Annotated in this window: 18 protein-coding genes; 1 reads left to right on the forward strand and 17 read right to left on the reverse strand. The window is 61.1% G+C overall.

The window, feature by feature from the left end:
- Positions 1–17: 17 nt before the first annotated feature.
- The 6 genes from P3T17_RS34475 to P3T17_RS34500 form a co-directional block, all read right to left on the reverse strand.
- A complete protein-coding gene (locus P3T17_RS34475) occupies positions 18–551 on the reverse strand; it encodes a ClpXP protease specificity-enhancing factor (protein WP_429289354.1) in 534 nt (177 codons plus the stop codon).
- Between the two features lie 98 nt (positions 552–649).
- Entirely contained in the window at positions 650–1,261 is a 612-nt protein-coding gene (locus P3T17_RS34480; RefSeq protein ID WP_006052302.1) for a glutathione S-transferase N-terminal domain-containing protein, read from the reverse strand.
- A gap of 94 nt (positions 1,262–1,355) precedes the next feature.
- Positions 1,356–2,120 (reverse strand): cytochrome c1, encoded by a 765-nt coding sequence (locus P3T17_RS34485; protein WP_074262630.1) that lies wholly within the window; start codon positions 2,118–2,120, stop codon positions 1,356–1,358.
- Between the two features lie 23 nt (positions 2,121–2,143).
- The gene (locus P3T17_RS34490) at positions 2,144–3,523 is read right to left on the reverse strand and encodes a cytochrome b (RefSeq protein WP_074262631.1); all 1,380 of its coding nucleotides are present in this window, start codon (positions 3,521–3,523) and stop codon (positions 2,144–2,146) included.
- Positions 3,524–4,144 carry a ubiquinol-cytochrome c reductase iron-sulfur subunit gene (gene petA / locus P3T17_RS34495; protein WP_074262632.1) on the reverse strand — a complete coding sequence of 207 codons (621 nt, stop codon included), beginning with the start codon at positions 4,142–4,144 and terminating at the stop codon, positions 3,524–3,526.
- Positions 4,145–4,351: 207 nt separating this feature from the next.
- A complete protein-coding gene (locus tag P3T17_RS34500) occupies positions 4,352–5,098 on the reverse strand; it encodes a Nif3-like dinuclear metal center hexameric protein (RefSeq protein ID WP_074262633.1) in 747 nt (248 codons plus the stop codon).
- Between the two features lie 19 nt (positions 5,099–5,117).
- Here P3T17_RS34500 and P3T17_RS34505 point away from each other — a divergent pair, with 19 nt between their 5' ends.
- On the forward strand, positions 5,118–6,335 hold the full coding sequence (locus P3T17_RS34505) for a Do family serine endopeptidase (RefSeq protein ID WP_074262634.1): 1,218 nt from the start codon (positions 5,118–5,120) through the stop codon (positions 6,333–6,335).
- 163 nt (positions 6,336–6,498) lie between these two features.
- On the opposite strand, the gene tatC is transcribed toward P3T17_RS34505, so the two are convergent.
- The 11 genes from tatC to hisB all read right to left on the reverse strand — a co-directional run bounded on the left by tatC (position 6,499) and on the right by hisB (position 13,325).
- Positions 6,499–7,281, reverse strand: coding sequence for a twin-arginine translocase subunit TatC (tatC, locus tag P3T17_RS34510; RefSeq protein WP_074262635.1), 783 nt, complete (start codon positions 7,279–7,281; stop codon positions 6,499–6,501).
- 34 nt (positions 7,282–7,315) lie between these two features.
- Entirely contained in the window at positions 7,316–7,846 is a 531-nt protein-coding gene (gene tatB / locus P3T17_RS34515) for a Sec-independent protein translocase protein TatB (RefSeq protein ID WP_429411422.1), read from the reverse strand.
- 38 nt (positions 7,847–7,884) lie between these two features.
- Positions 7,885–8,118, reverse strand: coding sequence for a Sec-independent protein translocase subunit TatA (tatA, locus tag P3T17_RS34520; RefSeq protein WP_074262637.1), 234 nt, complete (start codon positions 8,116–8,118; stop codon positions 7,885–7,887).
- A gap of 286 nt (positions 8,119–8,404) precedes the next feature.
- Positions 8,405–8,770 carry a histidine triad nucleotide-binding protein gene (locus P3T17_RS34525; protein WP_429411424.1) on the reverse strand — a complete coding sequence of 122 codons (366 nt, stop codon included), beginning with the start codon at positions 8,768–8,770 and terminating at the stop codon, positions 8,405–8,407.
- Between the two features lie 43 nt (positions 8,771–8,813).
- Complete coding sequence (locus tag P3T17_RS34530; protein WP_074262639.1) at positions 8,814–9,209, reverse strand: DUF4870 family protein; 396 nt, start codon at positions 9,207–9,209, stop codon at positions 8,814–8,816.
- Between the two features lie 78 nt (positions 9,210–9,287).
- Positions 9,288–9,662 carry a phosphoribosyl-ATP diphosphatase gene (locus P3T17_RS34535; protein ID WP_074262640.1) on the reverse strand — a complete coding sequence of 125 codons (375 nt, stop codon included), beginning with the start codon at positions 9,660–9,662 and terminating at the stop codon, positions 9,288–9,290.
- Positions 9,659–10,069: a phosphoribosyl-AMP cyclohydrolase gene (hisI, locus tag P3T17_RS34540; protein WP_429411426.1), complete on the reverse strand. Its 411-nt coding sequence runs from the start codon at positions 10,067–10,069 to the stop codon at positions 9,659–9,661. Before hisI ends, P3T17_RS34535 begins: the two co-directional genes overlap by 4 nt.
- 1 nt (position 10,070) lies before the next feature.
- Positions 10,071–10,844, reverse strand: a complete 774-nt coding sequence (hisF, locus tag P3T17_RS34545; protein ID WP_429411428.1) for an imidazole glycerol phosphate synthase subunit HisF — start codon at positions 10,842–10,844, stop codon at positions 10,071–10,073.
- A gap of 121 nt (positions 10,845–10,965) precedes the next feature.
- On the reverse strand, positions 10,966–11,718 hold the full coding sequence (gene hisA, locus P3T17_RS34550) for a 1-(5-phosphoribosyl)-5-[(5-phosphoribosylamino)methylideneamino]imidazole-4-carboxamide isomerase (RefSeq protein ID WP_074262642.1): 753 nt from the start codon (positions 11,716–11,718) through the stop codon (positions 10,966–10,968).
- 209 nt (positions 11,719–11,927) lie between these two features.
- Positions 11,928–12,569: an imidazole glycerol phosphate synthase subunit HisH gene (gene hisH, locus P3T17_RS34555; RefSeq protein WP_429411430.1), complete on the reverse strand. Its 642-nt coding sequence runs from the start codon at positions 12,567–12,569 to the stop codon at positions 11,928–11,930.
- Between the two features lie 168 nt (positions 12,570–12,737).
- On the reverse strand, positions 12,738–13,325 hold the full coding sequence (gene hisB / locus P3T17_RS34560) for an imidazoleglycerol-phosphate dehydratase HisB (RefSeq protein WP_074262644.1): 588 nt from the start codon (positions 13,323–13,325) through the stop codon (positions 12,738–12,740).
- Between the last annotated feature and the right edge of the window lie 80 nt (positions 13,326–13,405).

Here is a 13,405-nt window from a genome sequence, read left to right on the forward strand (position 1 = left end):
GCGGAATTCATTTCACTTCACTTGACGACCTTCAGGTGACCGCGGCCGCCGCCCTTCGATCCATCGTCATCGGGACGCGGCGTGTCGTCATCGTCGGTCTCTTCGGCCTTCGCTTGCGGTGCCGGTTCGGACTCGACCGCCCGAGGGCCTCGTGCGCTGCTATCTGCCGCTTTCCCCGGCGACTCCAGCTCTTCCGTTTCATCAGCATCGGCGCCGGAATCCGTCGCCTCGCCACCCGCCGAATCGACCGGGAACGCCATTCCCTGGCCATTCTCACGCGCGTAGATCGCCAGCACATTGGCAACCGGCACTTCGATCTTGTGCGACTTGCCTGAAAAGCGCGCGCTGAACTCGACCCACTCGTTGCCCATCTGTAACTGGCTGGTGGCCTCGAAACTGATGTTCAACACGATTTCGTTGTCCCGCACGAACTGGCGAGGCACCCGCGTCTGATTGTCGACCCGTACCGCGATGTGGGGCGTATAGCCGTTATCCGTGCACCACTCGTATAGCGCACGCAGCAGGTAAGGCTTCGTGGAAATCTCTTGCATCAACAGTCCTCTTACTGGGCAAGGCGCCGCGCCCGGATCGCATTGGCGCTAAATCACCATGACGATCCGCACGCGGCGCCCTCACCCTCAAGCCAAACTCAACGACGCATCACCTTTTCCGACGGCGTCAGCGCTTCGATATAGGCCGGACGGCTGAAGATCCGTTCCGCGTACTTCATCAGCGGCGCGGCGTTCTTCGACAGTTCGATGCCGTAGTGATCCAGACGCCACAGGAGCGGGGCGATCGCCACGTCAAGCATCGAGAATTCTTCGCCCAGCATGTACTTGTTCTTCAGGAAAATCGGCGCGAGCTGCGTCAGGCGATCGCGGATCGCAAGACGTGCTTTCTCGTGATTCTTCTCGGCAGCCTTGCCCTTCTCGTTTTCGAGCGTGCCGACGTGCACGAACAGTTCCTTCTCGAAATTGAGCAGGAACAGGCGCGCGCGGGCGCGTTGCACCGGGTCGGCCGGCATCAGTTGCGGATGCGGGAAGCGTTCGTCGATGTACTCGTTGATGATGTTCGATTCGTACAGAATCAGGTCCCGTTCGACGAGGATCGGCACTTGACCATACGGATTCATCACAGCGATGTCTTCCGGTTTGTTAAACAGGTCGACGTCGCGGATCTCGAAGTCCATGCCTTTCTCAAACAACACCAGCCGGCAGCGCTGGGAGAATGGGCAAGTTGTGCCGGAATACAGAACCATCATGTTTACGTTTCCTCAAAAAGCTGAAGGGCCAGCACGCGGAAAAACCGTCCAACAGGTTTTTCCTTGCACTGGCCCCACGCCAGTTATGGCGTGATTATTTGATATCTTTCCAGTACGCAGCGTTCAATCGCCATGCGAAAAAGCTCAGGACGCCGAGGAACAGCAGCACCCACACACCAAGCCGGTGGCGGGTTTGCTGCGTCGGTTCGGACATCCAGGACAGGTACGACACGAGGTCGGCCACATCCGAATCATAATCTACCGCCGATAACGTACCCGGCGTGACCTGCTGGTAGCCGACGAATTTATGGACTGTTTCCCCGCTCCTTTCGTCGACGACATCGTCGAACTTCGCCGTGCGTTGCCCTTGAAGCTGCCACAACACGTTGGGCATGCTCACGTTTTCATACACCAGATTGTTCCAGCCGGTTGGCCGCGTATCGTCGCGATAAAAACTGCGCAGATACGTATATAGCCAGTCCCGGCCCCGCGCCCGCGCCTCCACCGACAAATCCGGCGGTGCCGTGCCGAACCACGATTTCGCGTCGTCAGGCTTCATTGCGACGGACATCGTGTTACCGATCTTATCGGTGGTGAAAAGCAGGTTTGTCTGAATTTCCTGCGGTGAAATGCCCAAACTGGTCAATGCACTGTAGCGCACCAGATTCGCGCTGTGGCAATTCAGGCAGTAGTTTACAAACAATTTGGCGCCATGCTGCAAAGAAGCAAAATTCTCCGCGTTATCGGGCGCGCGGTCGAGCGGGAATTCGTCCGCGTAAGCCGGCGCCGCCAGCAGCGCGAGCGCAAGTGTCAGCGATGCGGCCCCGATCGCCGCAAACCTCGAAAGCATTTTTCTCATCTTCGTGTCTCCTTGGCCTGCGATTAGTGAGGCTTGAACCGCACCCGTTCAGGTGGCTGCTTGAAGGTTCCAAGCCGCGTCCAGAACGGCATGCCAAGGAAAAACGCGAAATAGACCAGCGCGCAGATCTGCGCGATCAGGGTCGCGGCGGGCGACGGTGGTTTGGTTCCGAGGAACGCCAACGTCAGAAACACCAGCACGAAGATCCCGTAAAACACCTTATGGAAGAACGGCCGGTAGCGGATCGACTTCACCGGCGAGCGGTCGAGCCACGGCAGGAAGAACAGCGAAATCACCGCACCGCCCATCACCACCACGCCCCAGAACTTCGACTGGGTGAAGTACATGGCCAGAATCACCAGCACGGCCAGCACCGGCAGCCCCACCTTCCATTTGCCGCGGGCCCGCACGAGCGCGAACAGCCCGAGCAGCGCGATCACGATCATCAGAACGATCTTGAACGGATCCGTGGTGGCGCGCAGCATCGCATAGAACGCCGTGAAGTACCACACCGGCGCGATCTCAGGCGGCGTCTGCAGCGGGTTGGCCGGGACGAAGTTGTTCGACTCGAGGAAGTAGCCGCCCATCTCCGGCGCGAAGAAAATGATCGCCGCGAAGATCAGCAGGAACACGGTAACGCCCATGAAGTCGTGCACGGAGTAGTACGGATGGAACGGGATGCCGTCGAGCGGAATACCATTCGCGTCCTTCTTCGCCTTGATCTCCACGCCGTCCGGGTTGTTCGAGCCCACTTCGTGCAGCGCCACCAGGTGGGCGACCACCAGGCCGATCAGCACCAGCGGAATCGCGATCACGTGAAACGCGAAGAAGCGGTTCAGCGTGACGTCCGAGACGACGTAGTCGCCGCGAATCCACAACGACAGATCCGGCCCGATAAACGGAATCGCCGAGAACAGGTTCACGATCACCTGTGCGCCCCAGAACGACATCTGGCCCCACGGCAGCAGGTAGCCGAAGAATGCCTCGGCCATCAGGCACAGGAAGATCGCGCAGCCGAAGATCCACACCAGTTCGCGCGGCTTGCGGTACGAGCCGTACATCAGCCCGCGGAACATGTGCAGATACACCACGACGAAGAACATCGAGGCGCCCGTCGAATGCATGTAGCGGATCAGCCAGCCCCACGGCACCTCGCGCATGATGTACTCAACCGACGCGAACGCGAGCGTCGAGTCGGGCTTGTAGTTCATGGTGAGGAAAATGCCGGTGACGATCTGATTGACCAGCACCAGCAGCGCCAGCGAGCCGAAGAAGTACCAGAAGTTGAAATTCTTCGGCGCGTAGTACTCGGAGACGTGTTTCTTCCACGTCGCCGTCATCGGAAAGCGGCGGTCGATCCAGCCGACCAGCCCGGTCGTCTCCACTTCGTGATCGATCGCCATTTACGCTTCTCCTTTCTCGTCCTTGCCGATCACGAGCTGGGTAGCCGACGTGAACATGTAGGGCGGGATGTCCAGGTTCTGCGGTGCAGGTTTGTTCTTGAAGACGCGGCCGGCCAGGTCATAGGTCGAGCCGTGGCAAGGGCACAGGAAGCCGCCCGGCCAGTCGTCAGGAAGATTCGGCTGTGCGCCTTCCTGGAAACGCGGAGTCGGCGTGCAGCCCAGATGGGTGCACACGGCGACCGTCACTAACAGGTTCTTGTGATCGGGCCGCGAACGGAATTCGTTGTTGCAGTACTCCGGCAACGGCATCGAGAAGGGATGTTCGGTATGGGGATCGGCGACTTCGTTATCGGCTTTCTGGACGTCGGCGAGCATCCGGTCGGTGCGGTTCAGGATCCAGACGGGCTTGCCACGCCAGGCGACGGTCATCATCTCGCCGGGCTTCAGATTGCTAATGTCGGCCTCGACCGGCGCGCCGGCGGCCTTGGCTTTTTCAGATGGTGCAAACGAACCAACAAAGGGTACAACAGTGGCAACACCTCCTATGCCACCTGCTACGGTCGTCGCGATCAGCCAGGTACGCCGGCCGCCATCGACGAGCTCATCTTCTTTGTCTCGCATCACACGCCCCACTTCTGAGTTGGATTTTTCCTTCACGTCTCTTCTACCGACGCTAGTTTGCTCGAATGGAGTCGCCATTTACAAGGCCCGAATGCCAAAAACCGTGCGAAGTCTTTGATATCCAAGGGTTTCCCCGGACTAATAACAAACTTTTTTGTTGCCCGTTTTAAGTGGACCCTGTGTATTTCGTGCTTTTTAGTTCAGTAATCAGACCGGATTAGGGATATCGATAAACAGGTGTTCGATATCGAAGGATTCCGCCAGATGCGAACCGAGTGCCTGAACGCCGAAACGTTCGGTGGCATGATGGCCTGCCGCCAGAAAAGCCACACCGCTTTCCGCTGCGGTATGCATACAGGGTTCGGAGACTTCACCGGTCAGGTAGACGTCGGCGCCGGCCTCGATCGCGGCGTCGAAGTAGCCTTGGGCCGCTCCGGTACACCAGGCGACGCGCCGCAATTCGACGTCCGGGTCGCCGAACACGAGCGGCGTGCGGCCGAGCGTCTCCTCGACCTCCGCGGTAAAGTGCGCGAGCGTGACCGGCATAGGCAGCGTGGTCATCCAGCCGAGGTCGTTCTCGCCGAAGCGCGACTCGCCGATCCAGCCCATCTTCGCACCGAGCTGCGCGTTGTTGCCGAACTCGGGGTGATCGTCGAGCGGCAGATGGTAAGCGAACAGGTTCAGGTCATTGGCCAGCAGCAGCTTCAGGCGTCCATATTTGCGGCCGGTGATCTGCGGCGGCTCGTTGCGCCAGAAGTAGCCGTGGTGGACGAGCACAGCGTCCGCGCCCCAGTCGAGCGCCGCTTCCAGAAAGGCCAGCGAAGCGGTCACGCCGGTCGCGATCCTGTTGACCCGGCGACGCCCTTCCACCTGCAGACCATTCGGGCAGTAGTCCTTGAAGCGCGCGGTTTCAAGGACTTTGTTCAGATACAATTCAAGTTCGATCCGATCCATATAATCCTCTAATCTTCAGATGCTTAGACGCTTTTGGCTGTTCTTTGCCCAAGCGGTGACCGTGCTGTTGGCGTTGATGTTCATCATCGCCACCCTCAAACCGCAATGGCTGCAGCGACAAGGGCAATTCGGCAAGCAACTTTCCGAGCCGATCGTCGCACTGCGGGAAGTGGCGCCTGGCATCGGTAGCAGCGGTCCCGCACAAGCTTCTTATGCCGACGCCGCGCAGAAGGCATCCCCTGCGGTCGTCAACGTGTTCTCCAGCAAGGACGGGTCTTTGCCGCCCGATCCCCGGGCGAAAGATCCGCTGTTTCGCTATTTCTTCGGCAACAAGAACAACGGCAAGCAGCAGGAACAGCCCGCAGCCAATCTCGGCTCGGGTGTCATAGTGAGTTCGGAAGGTTACATTCTAACGAACCAGCACGTCGTCGACGGTGCGGATCAGATCGAAATCGCGCTCGCCGACGGCCGCACGACCACCGCCAAGGTGATCGGCGTCGATCCGGAGACGGACCTGGCGGTGCTCAAGGTGAGCCTGACCAACCTGCCCACCATCACGCTCGGCCGCATGGACCAGACGCGCGTGGGCGATGTGGTGCTGGCCATCGGCAATCCGTTTGGCGTGGGTCAGACGGTGACCATGGGGATTGTCAGCGCCCTTGGCCGCAATCACCTCGGCATCAATACCTTCGAAAACTTCATCCAGACCGATGCGGCGATCAACCCCGGCAACTCTGGCGGCGCACTGGTGGACGTGAACGGCAATCTGCTGGGCATCAATACGGCGATCTACTCGCGCTCGGGCGGCTCGCTCGGGATCGGCTTTGCGATTCCGGTGTCGACCGCGCGCAGCGTGCTGGAGAGCATCATCACGACTGGCTCGGTCACGCGGGGCTGGATCGGCGTGGAGCCGCAGGACGTGACGCCTGAGATTGCTGAATCGTTCGGGCTCGAGCAGAAGTCCGGGGCGATCGTGGCCGGCGTGTTGAAGAACGGGCCGGCAGACCGCGCCGGCATCAAGCCGGGCGACATTCTGGTGAGCGTGGACGGCCAGGACATCACCGACACGACCCGTCTGCTGAACCTGATCGCGCAGATCAAGCCGGGGTCGAACGCGAAGATCCATCTGGTGCGCAAGAACCACGAAATGGATCTCGATGTGATGATCGGCAAGCGGCCTCCGCCGCCCAAGCAGCCCGTCGACGACGGCGACGATCAGAACGACGACGGCGGTTGAGCGAAAGGAAAGCGCCGGGCCATCGTTGGCCGCTCGCAAAACAAAGAGGGCAGTCCGATTAGGGACTGCCCTCTTTGCATCTGCAAACGGTCTTCATCTGCTGCGGCTGCGCGACATGCTAGCACCGCATTGGAAGCCGTCCAGAACGCTCACTCTCACACGTTCAGCCCGACGCCTGCCCCTCTTCGTCGGGCACCTCGACCTGCTTGCCGACAATCAGCCGCGCCGCGATGATGCCCACCTCGTACAGGATGATCAAAGGCAACGCGAGAATGAGCTGCGAGAACACGTCAGGCGGGGTGACGACGGCGGAGACGATGAACGCCCCGACGATCACATACGGACGGATCTGACGCAGCTTCTTGACCGTCAGAAGGCCCATTCGGACCAGCAGCACCACGACGATCGGGACCTCGAAGGTCACCCCGAACGCAATGAACATGGTCAACACGAAACTCAGATAGTTGTCGATGTCCGTGTTCATCGCCGCACCGAGCGGCGCGTTATAGTGCGCCATCACGCGGAAGATGGTCGGAAACACCACGAAGTACGCGAACGCCATGCCGCACAGAAACAGGATGTAGCTGCTGCCCACCAGCGGCACGACCAGTTTCTTTTCATGCTGATAGAGCCCCGGCGCCACGAACGCCCAGATCTGATACAGCACGACCGGCAGCGCAATGACGAGTGCAACCATCATGGTCACCTTCATCGGCACGAAGAAGGAGCCCGTGACGTCGGTGACGATCAGTTTGCCGTCCTTCGGCAAATTCACCATCAAAGGCCGTGCGAGCAGCCTGAAGATGTCCGGCGCCCAGTAGACGAGCCCAATAAATACCACGATGACGGCAATGCCGGCGCGGATGATGCGGTCGCGCAGTTCAACGAGGTGAGAAATGAAGGTCTCTTCAGTGCCTTCGGTTTGATTTAGCTGGGGGTCGCTCACGCCGGCCCTCGGTAGGAGATTATCGCCAGAGTCATCAGAAGAAACGCGTCGGGCGGCGCAGGCTCACCGGTGTATGACGCGCCACGCGCGCCGCGCCCGACTGCACGCGCGTGCGGCGGGTGGTGGCGCGCTTGTACCAGGTGGGCATTGCCGTCTGCTTGACGCGCCAGTTCTTGCGCTTCGGCGCTGCGGCCGGCGTGCTATGCCAGGAGGTGGATACGGACGAATTACCCGCCGCGCTTTCGAGCGAGCCGCCGGCAATGCTGGGGCTCACCGATGAGCCTGAACCCCACGCGTCGTTCAGTTCGGATTCGTGCTTGCGCATCGTGTCGTGAACCTTGGTTTCCACATTGCTCGCCGCGGTCTCGAACTCGGTCTTCATGCGCCGCAATTCGTCGAGTTCGATTTCACGCGTGACTTCGGCCTTCACGTCATTGATATAACGTTGTGCGCGGCCGAACAGCGCCCCCGCGGTGCGGGCGACGCGCGGCAGCCGCTCCGGCCCGAGTACGACCAGTGCGACGACGCCGATCAGCGCCATCTTGGTTAGACCGAGGTCCAGCATGGAGGGTGGTTCCCGTCAGTGCGCGGTTGGGCCGCGGCTTAGCGGTAATCGCTCGAACGCGGCGTCTTTTCTTTTGCGTCGACGTCGACCGTTTCGCGCGGCAGTTCGCGCTGCGCCGGGTCGCCCGGTGTCTCCGCTTCTTTCATGCCTTCCTTGAAGCCCTTCACAGCGCCACCCAGATCGGTGCCGATATTGCGCAGCTTCTTCGTGCCGAACACCAGTGCAACGATCAGCAGAACAATCAGCCAGTGCCAAATACTAAACGAACCCATGACTTCTCTCCTTAACCCCGACTTCGCCGGCATCGCGTTTGCGCGCGGCGGCCCTGTGCGCCTTACGGCCCGAATCGAGACGCGTACGCCTCATCTATACGTTGCCGCCGCTGCTTCAGATTCCCCCAGCGGCACTGGGCATGATTGTCTACGGCGAATCACGACGCCCTCATTACATTGCAGCAGAAAACGTTCGCCCAATCGTGCGACATGATGCACCAGCCAGGGCGCCAGCGGAACCCGGCCGGATGGCCAAGTTCATGGAGCAATGGCCGCGGCGCTTACCTCACCCCATGGGTTGCCAGGGACGCGGCCCCGCGAGGATATGCGCGTGCAGGTGGTACACCTCCTGCCCGCCGCCCGGCCCGGTATTGATTACCGTGCGAAAGCCGGTTTCGCCGCCCGTATAGGCCACGCCGAGCTGCTGCGCCAGACGCGCCACCAATATAAGCATTCTACCAAGCAGCGGTGCATCGCTTTCGGTGCAGTTCGAGAGCGTTTCGATGTGCTTGCGCGGAATCACCAGCACGTGGGTCTCGGCGGCGGGGCGAATGTCGCGAAAAGCGACGAATTCTTCGTCCTCGTGGACTTTGGTGGACGGAATCTCGCCCGCGGCGATCTTGCAGAAAAGGCAGTTTGAATCGTGGCTCATGGATGTCCTGAGGCGCAAACAGACGGGGCGGCCGGACCGAAGGTCAGAACCACGCCCGCGGATTCACTAGCGGCTTGTTATCGTACAGATACAGCCAGCCCTTGATGATACGGTACAACATCCAGATCCCGACAGCCCACAGGATAGGAATTCCGATCACGACGAAAAACAGCAGGCCACCGATCAGATAGCCGAGCATGCACCACCAGAAGGTACGCATTTGCCACTGAAAGTGCGCTTCGTAGGGCGTGCCGATTACGTCGGGCCGCTTGACGTAATTGATGATGATGGCGATCAGCACCGAGATGCCGCCGGTCAGCCAGTAGACCGCATACAGCGCATAGAGCACGTGCGTCAGCGTACGGGCGCTGCGGTCGCGTTCGGATTCGAGGGCATTGCGGTACGTGGGCGGCGGATATCCGCCTTGCGACTGTTCCATGCTTGCGTCCTCCTTCCTGTTACCGGGTTGACGTTCGGTTAACGTGCGGTTGGCGTCCAGCGAGTCTTCGGGCGCCTTTCAGTCGCCGTTCTGCTCGCGGTCGCGGCTCTTGCGCAACGCTTTCTCTTCGATGCCCGACATGCCTTCGCGGCGCTCGAGTTCGGCGAGCACATCGGCCGGGCTCAGATCGAAATGCGACAGCATCACCAGACAATGGAACCACAGGTCGGCCACTTCGCCGACCAGCGCGGTGGGCGCGCCACCCTGGCGCACGTCCTTGGCGGCAAGCACGACCTCGGTCGCTTCTTCGCCGATCTTCTTCAAAACCGCGTCGTCGCCCTTGTGAAACAGGCGCGACACATACGAGACGTCTGGATCGCCGCCCTTGCGGCTGTCGATGACCGCCGCGAGGCGCAGCAGTGTATCGTTCGTCGATTGCGAGTTTTGCGTCATTTGTAGATGTGTTCGGGGTCTTTCAGGACGGGTTCGACCGAGACCCAATCGCCGTCGTCGACCGTCCCTTCGAATTTCTGGAAAAAGCACGAGTGACGGCCGGTGTGGCAGGCAATGCCGGACACCTGTTCGACCTTCAGCAGCACGACGTCTTCATCGCAATCGAGCCGCACTTCGTGCACGTGCTGCACGTGACCGGACTCTTCGCCCTTGAACCACAGGCGCTGGCGCGAGCGCGAGAAGTACACCGCGCGACCGGTCTCGACCGTCTTGGCGAGCGCCTCACGGTTCATCCACGCAAACATCAGCACGTCGTTGCTCGAGGCTTCCTGGGCGATCACCGGCACGAGGCCGTTCGCGTCCCACTTCACCTTGTCGAGCCAATCCACAGCCGTAGGATTCACCACGTCACAACCTCACCGAAATGCCCTGACCGGCCATGAAGCGCTTGGCTTCGCCGACCGTGTGTTCGCCGTAGTGGAAGATGCTGGCGGCCAGCACGGCGTCCGCGTGACCGTCCTTGATGCCGTCGGCCAGATGCTGCAGCGAGCCGACGCCGCCTGAGGCAATCACCGGAATCGGCACGGCGTCCGACACGGCACGCGTGAGCGCCAGATCGAAGCCGCTCTTGGTGCCGTCACGGTCCATGCTGGTGAGCAGGATTTCGCCGGCGCCGAGTTCGGCCATCTTGCGCGCCCATTCAACCGCTTCCAGTCCGGTCGCCTTGCGCCCGCCGTGCGTGAAGACTTCCCAGCGTGGAGGTTCGCCTTCGGCGGAGACGCGCTTGGCGTCGATCGCCACCACGATGCATTGCGAGCCGTATTTGTCGGTCGCATCGCGCACCAGCTGCGGATTCGACACCGCCGACGAGTTCATGCTGATCTTGTCCGCGCCCGCGTTGAGCAGGCGCCGCACGTCTTCGACCGCACGCACGCCGCCGCCGACCGTCAGCGGAATGAACACCTGCGAGGCAACGGCTTCGATGATCGGCAGGATCAGGTCGCGCTGGTCCGAAGTGGCGGTGATGTCGAGGAAGGTGAGTTCGTCGGCGCCCTGCTCGTCGTAGCGGCGGGCAATTTCGACCGGGTCGCCCGCATCGCGTAGTTCGACGAAGTTGACGCCCTTGACCACGCGGCCAGCCGTGACGTCCAGACAGGGGATGATGCGTTTAGCTAGAGCCATGATCGTGCAAATTCTTGCCAATACCGCTGATGAGGCCGCTCCGAGGCGAGCGGCGCAATGCCGGCGCGTGTTGCCGCGCAGAGCCCACTAGCCCAGCGCTAGCAGACGCGCGGGCCGCCGCTTAGGCGTCGTCCGACTCGCGCAGCTTGTCGGCGAGGGTCTGTGCCGCCGTGAAATCGAGGTCGCCCGAATAGATGGCGCGTCCGCAGATCACGCCTTCGATGCCTTCGACTTCGACTTCGCACAGCGCTTCAATGTCGGCGAGATTCGACAGGCCGCCGCTCGCGATCACCGGAATCTTCACCGCGCGCGCCAGACGCACCGTCGCGTCGATGTTGATGCCCTGGAGCATGCCGTCCCGGCCGATATCGGTATAGATGATCGACTCGCAGCCGTAGTCCTCGAACTTGCGCGCGAGATCGGCGACTTCGTGACCGGTCAGCTTGCTCCAGCCGTCGGTAGCGACCTTGCCGTCCTTCGCATCAAGACCCACGATGATATGGCCGCCGAACGCCGTGCAGGCATCCTGCAGGAAGCCGGGATTCTTCACCGCCGCCGTGCCGATGATCACATAAGACAGACCGTCGTCCAGATAGCGCTCGATCGTGTTCAGGTCGCGGATCCCGCCGCCCAGCTGGACGGGAATCTCACCACCGACTTCTTCGATGATCGCGCGGATCGCGTCTTCGTTCTTCGGCTTACCGGCGAACGCTCCGTTGAGGTCGACGAGATGCAGGCGCCGGGCGCCGCGGTCGACCCAATGTCGGGCCATAGCCGCCGGTTCCTCGGAAAAAATCGTCGCCTGGTCCATGTCGCCCTGTTTAAGGCGTACACACTGACCATCTTTCAGGTCGATGGCGGGAATCAGCAGCATAGCAATCGGGTGTTGTCAGGGAAGAAGGTTTAAAGTCGGCCGGCGCCGGGCAGGCGGGATAAGCCCCGCTCCGGTACCGTTTCGCTAGTTTAGTACAACTCTTTCAGTACCCCGGCGCATGTGTATCGGGCTCGGGAACGCGGTTTCGAACGCCGGGCCGGCATGGGACAAACCGCGCCCGGCAGAACCGGCTATTAGACGGTAGGCGCTCACGGGTTCCAGTGCACGAAGTTTCGATACACACGCAGTCCCGCTTCGGCACTCTTCTCCGGGTGAAATTGCGTCGCGAAGATATTGTCCCGCGCCACCGCCGAGGTGAAGGGCACGCCATACACGGTCTCGCCTGAGGTATGGGCCGCGTTGTCCGGCGCTACGTAGTAGCTGTGCACGAAGTAGAAGAAGCTGTTGTCCGCGACCCCGTCCCACAGCGGATGCGGCACGGCCTGCCTGACCCGGTTCCAGCCCATCTGCGGCACCTTGAAGCGTGAGCCGTCGTCCTGCAACTGGCCTTCCAGATCGAAGCGCAGCACCTTGCCGGGCAGCAGGCCGAGGCCACGGGTATCGCCCTCGGCGCTCCAGTCGAACAGCATCTGCTCGCCCACGCATACGCCCATCAGCGGCTTGCTGCGCGACGCTTCAATCACCGCTTCCTGCAGACCCGATTCGCCGAGACAGCGCATGCAATCAGGCATTGCGCCCTGACCGGGCAACACGACGCGGTCAGCCGCGCGAATCGCTTCCGGCTGGTCGACGATCGCCACGTCCGCGTCCGGCGCAGCCTTCCTCAACGCCTGGGCGACCGAACGCAGGTTGCCCATTCCGTAATCCACAATCGCAATCGAAGTTTTCATTTCAAGTTAGACAGTAACGCCTCGCCTAACGGACGAGGTGAACGACTTGAGGATACCCGTCGCAAAGCGCAAGCCCGGTCCGCTTAGTCTGCGCCAGGAAACGCCCGGCCGCCTCAGGTTTTACGCTCTGAAAGGAGTTCCGCGCGCAGCGGCAACAGACATGGATGCTTACAGGCTGCCCTTGGTCGACGGAATCTGCCCCGCCGCGCGATCGTCCAGTTCCACCGCCATGCGCAGGGCTCGTCCGAACGCCTTGAACACCGTCTCCATCTGGTGATGGGCGTTCAGACCGCGCAGGTTGTCGATATGGAGCGTTACGCCAGCATGGTTCACAAAGCCGCGGAAGAATTCGATGGACAGATCGACGTCGAACGTACCGATGCGCGCACGCGTAAACGGCACATGGAATTCGAGACCCGGCCGGCCGGAAAAATCGATCACGACACGCGACAGCGCTTCATCGAGCGGCACGTAAGAATGACCGTAGCGACGAATGCCCTTCTTGTCGCCGACCGCCTTCGCGACTGCCTGCCCCAGCGTGATGCCGACGTCTTCGACCGTATGGTGGTCGTCGATATGCGTATCGCCATGCGCCTCGATGTCGAGATCGATCAATCCATGCCGCGCGATCTGGTCGAGCATGTGGTCAAGGAACGGCACACCGGTGGCGAGCTTCTGCTTGCCGGTGCCATCCAGATTGATCTTGATACGGATCTGCGTTTCGCTAGTGTCGCGAACGACTTCCGCCTGGCGCATGGTAATTCCTCGAATCTGACTATGAAAGAAAGGGAGTTGGGGGGAACGCCGAATGCCGCGCCCGCCTGGCGGTGCGCGGC

The organism is Paraburkholderia sp. GAS82, assembly GCF_050436285.1.
GTDB classification, from domain to species: Bacteria; Pseudomonadota; Gammaproteobacteria; order Burkholderiales; family Burkholderiaceae; genus Paraburkholderia; species Paraburkholderia phenazinium_B.

Excerpts from the sequence above, each read along its gene's own strand:
- P3T17_RS34475 (WP_429289354.1), bottom strand. The coding sequence starts at position 551 with ATGCAAGAGATTTCCACGAAGCCTTACCTGCTGCGTGCGCTATACGAG.
- P3T17_RS34480 (WP_006052302.1), bottom strand. The coding sequence starts at position 1,261 with ATGATGGTTCTGTATTCCGGCACAACTTGCCCATTCTCCCAGCGCTGC.
- P3T17_RS34485 (WP_074262630.1), bottom strand. The coding sequence starts at position 2,120 with ATGAGAAAAATGCTTTCGAGGTTTGCGGCGATCGGGGCCGCATCGCTG.
- P3T17_RS34490 (WP_074262631.1), bottom strand. The coding sequence starts at position 3,523 with ATGGCGATCGATCACGAAGTGGAGACGACCGGGCTGGTCGGCTGGATC.
- petA (WP_074262632.1), bottom strand. The coding sequence starts at position 4,144 with ATGCGAGACAAAGAAGATGAGCTCGTCGATGGCGGCCGGCGTACCTGG.
- P3T17_RS34500 (WP_074262633.1), bottom strand. The coding sequence starts at position 5,098 with ATGGATCGGATCGAACTTGAATTGTATCTGAACAAAGTCCTTGAAACC.
- P3T17_RS34505 (WP_074262634.1), top strand. The coding sequence starts at position 5,118 with ATGCTTAGACGCTTTTGGCTGTTCTTTGCCCAAGCGGTGACCGTGCTG.
- tatB (WP_429411422.1), bottom strand. The coding sequence starts at position 7,846 with ATGCTGGACCTCGGTCTAACCAAGATGGCGCTGATCGGCGTCGTCGCA.
- tatA (WP_074262637.1), bottom strand. The coding sequence starts at position 8,118 with ATGGGTTCGTTTAGTATTTGGCACTGGCTGATTGTTCTGCTGATCGTT.
- P3T17_RS34525 (WP_429411424.1), bottom strand. The coding sequence starts at position 8,770 with ATGAGCCACGATTCAAACTGCCTTTTCTGCAAGATCGCCGCGGGCGAG.
- P3T17_RS34530 (WP_074262639.1), bottom strand. The coding sequence starts at position 9,209 with ATGGAACAGTCGCAAGGCGGATATCCGCCGCCCACGTACCGCAATGCC.
- P3T17_RS34535 (WP_074262640.1), bottom strand. The coding sequence starts at position 9,662 with ATGACGCAAAACTCGCAATCGACGAACGATACACTGCTGCGCCTCGCG.
- hisF (WP_429411428.1), bottom strand. The coding sequence starts at position 10,844 with ATGGCTCTAGCTAAACGCATCATCCCCTGTCTGGACGTCACGGCTGGC.
- hisA (WP_074262642.1), bottom strand. The coding sequence starts at position 11,718 with ATGCTGCTGATTCCCGCCATCGACCTGAAAGATGGTCAGTGTGTACGC.
- hisH (WP_429411430.1), bottom strand. The coding sequence starts at position 12,569 with ATGAAAACTTCGATTGCGATTGTGGATTACGGAATGGGCAACCTGCGT.
- hisB (WP_074262644.1), bottom strand. The coding sequence starts at position 13,325 with ATGCGCCAGGCGGAAGTCGTTCGCGACACTAGCGAAACGCAGATCCGT.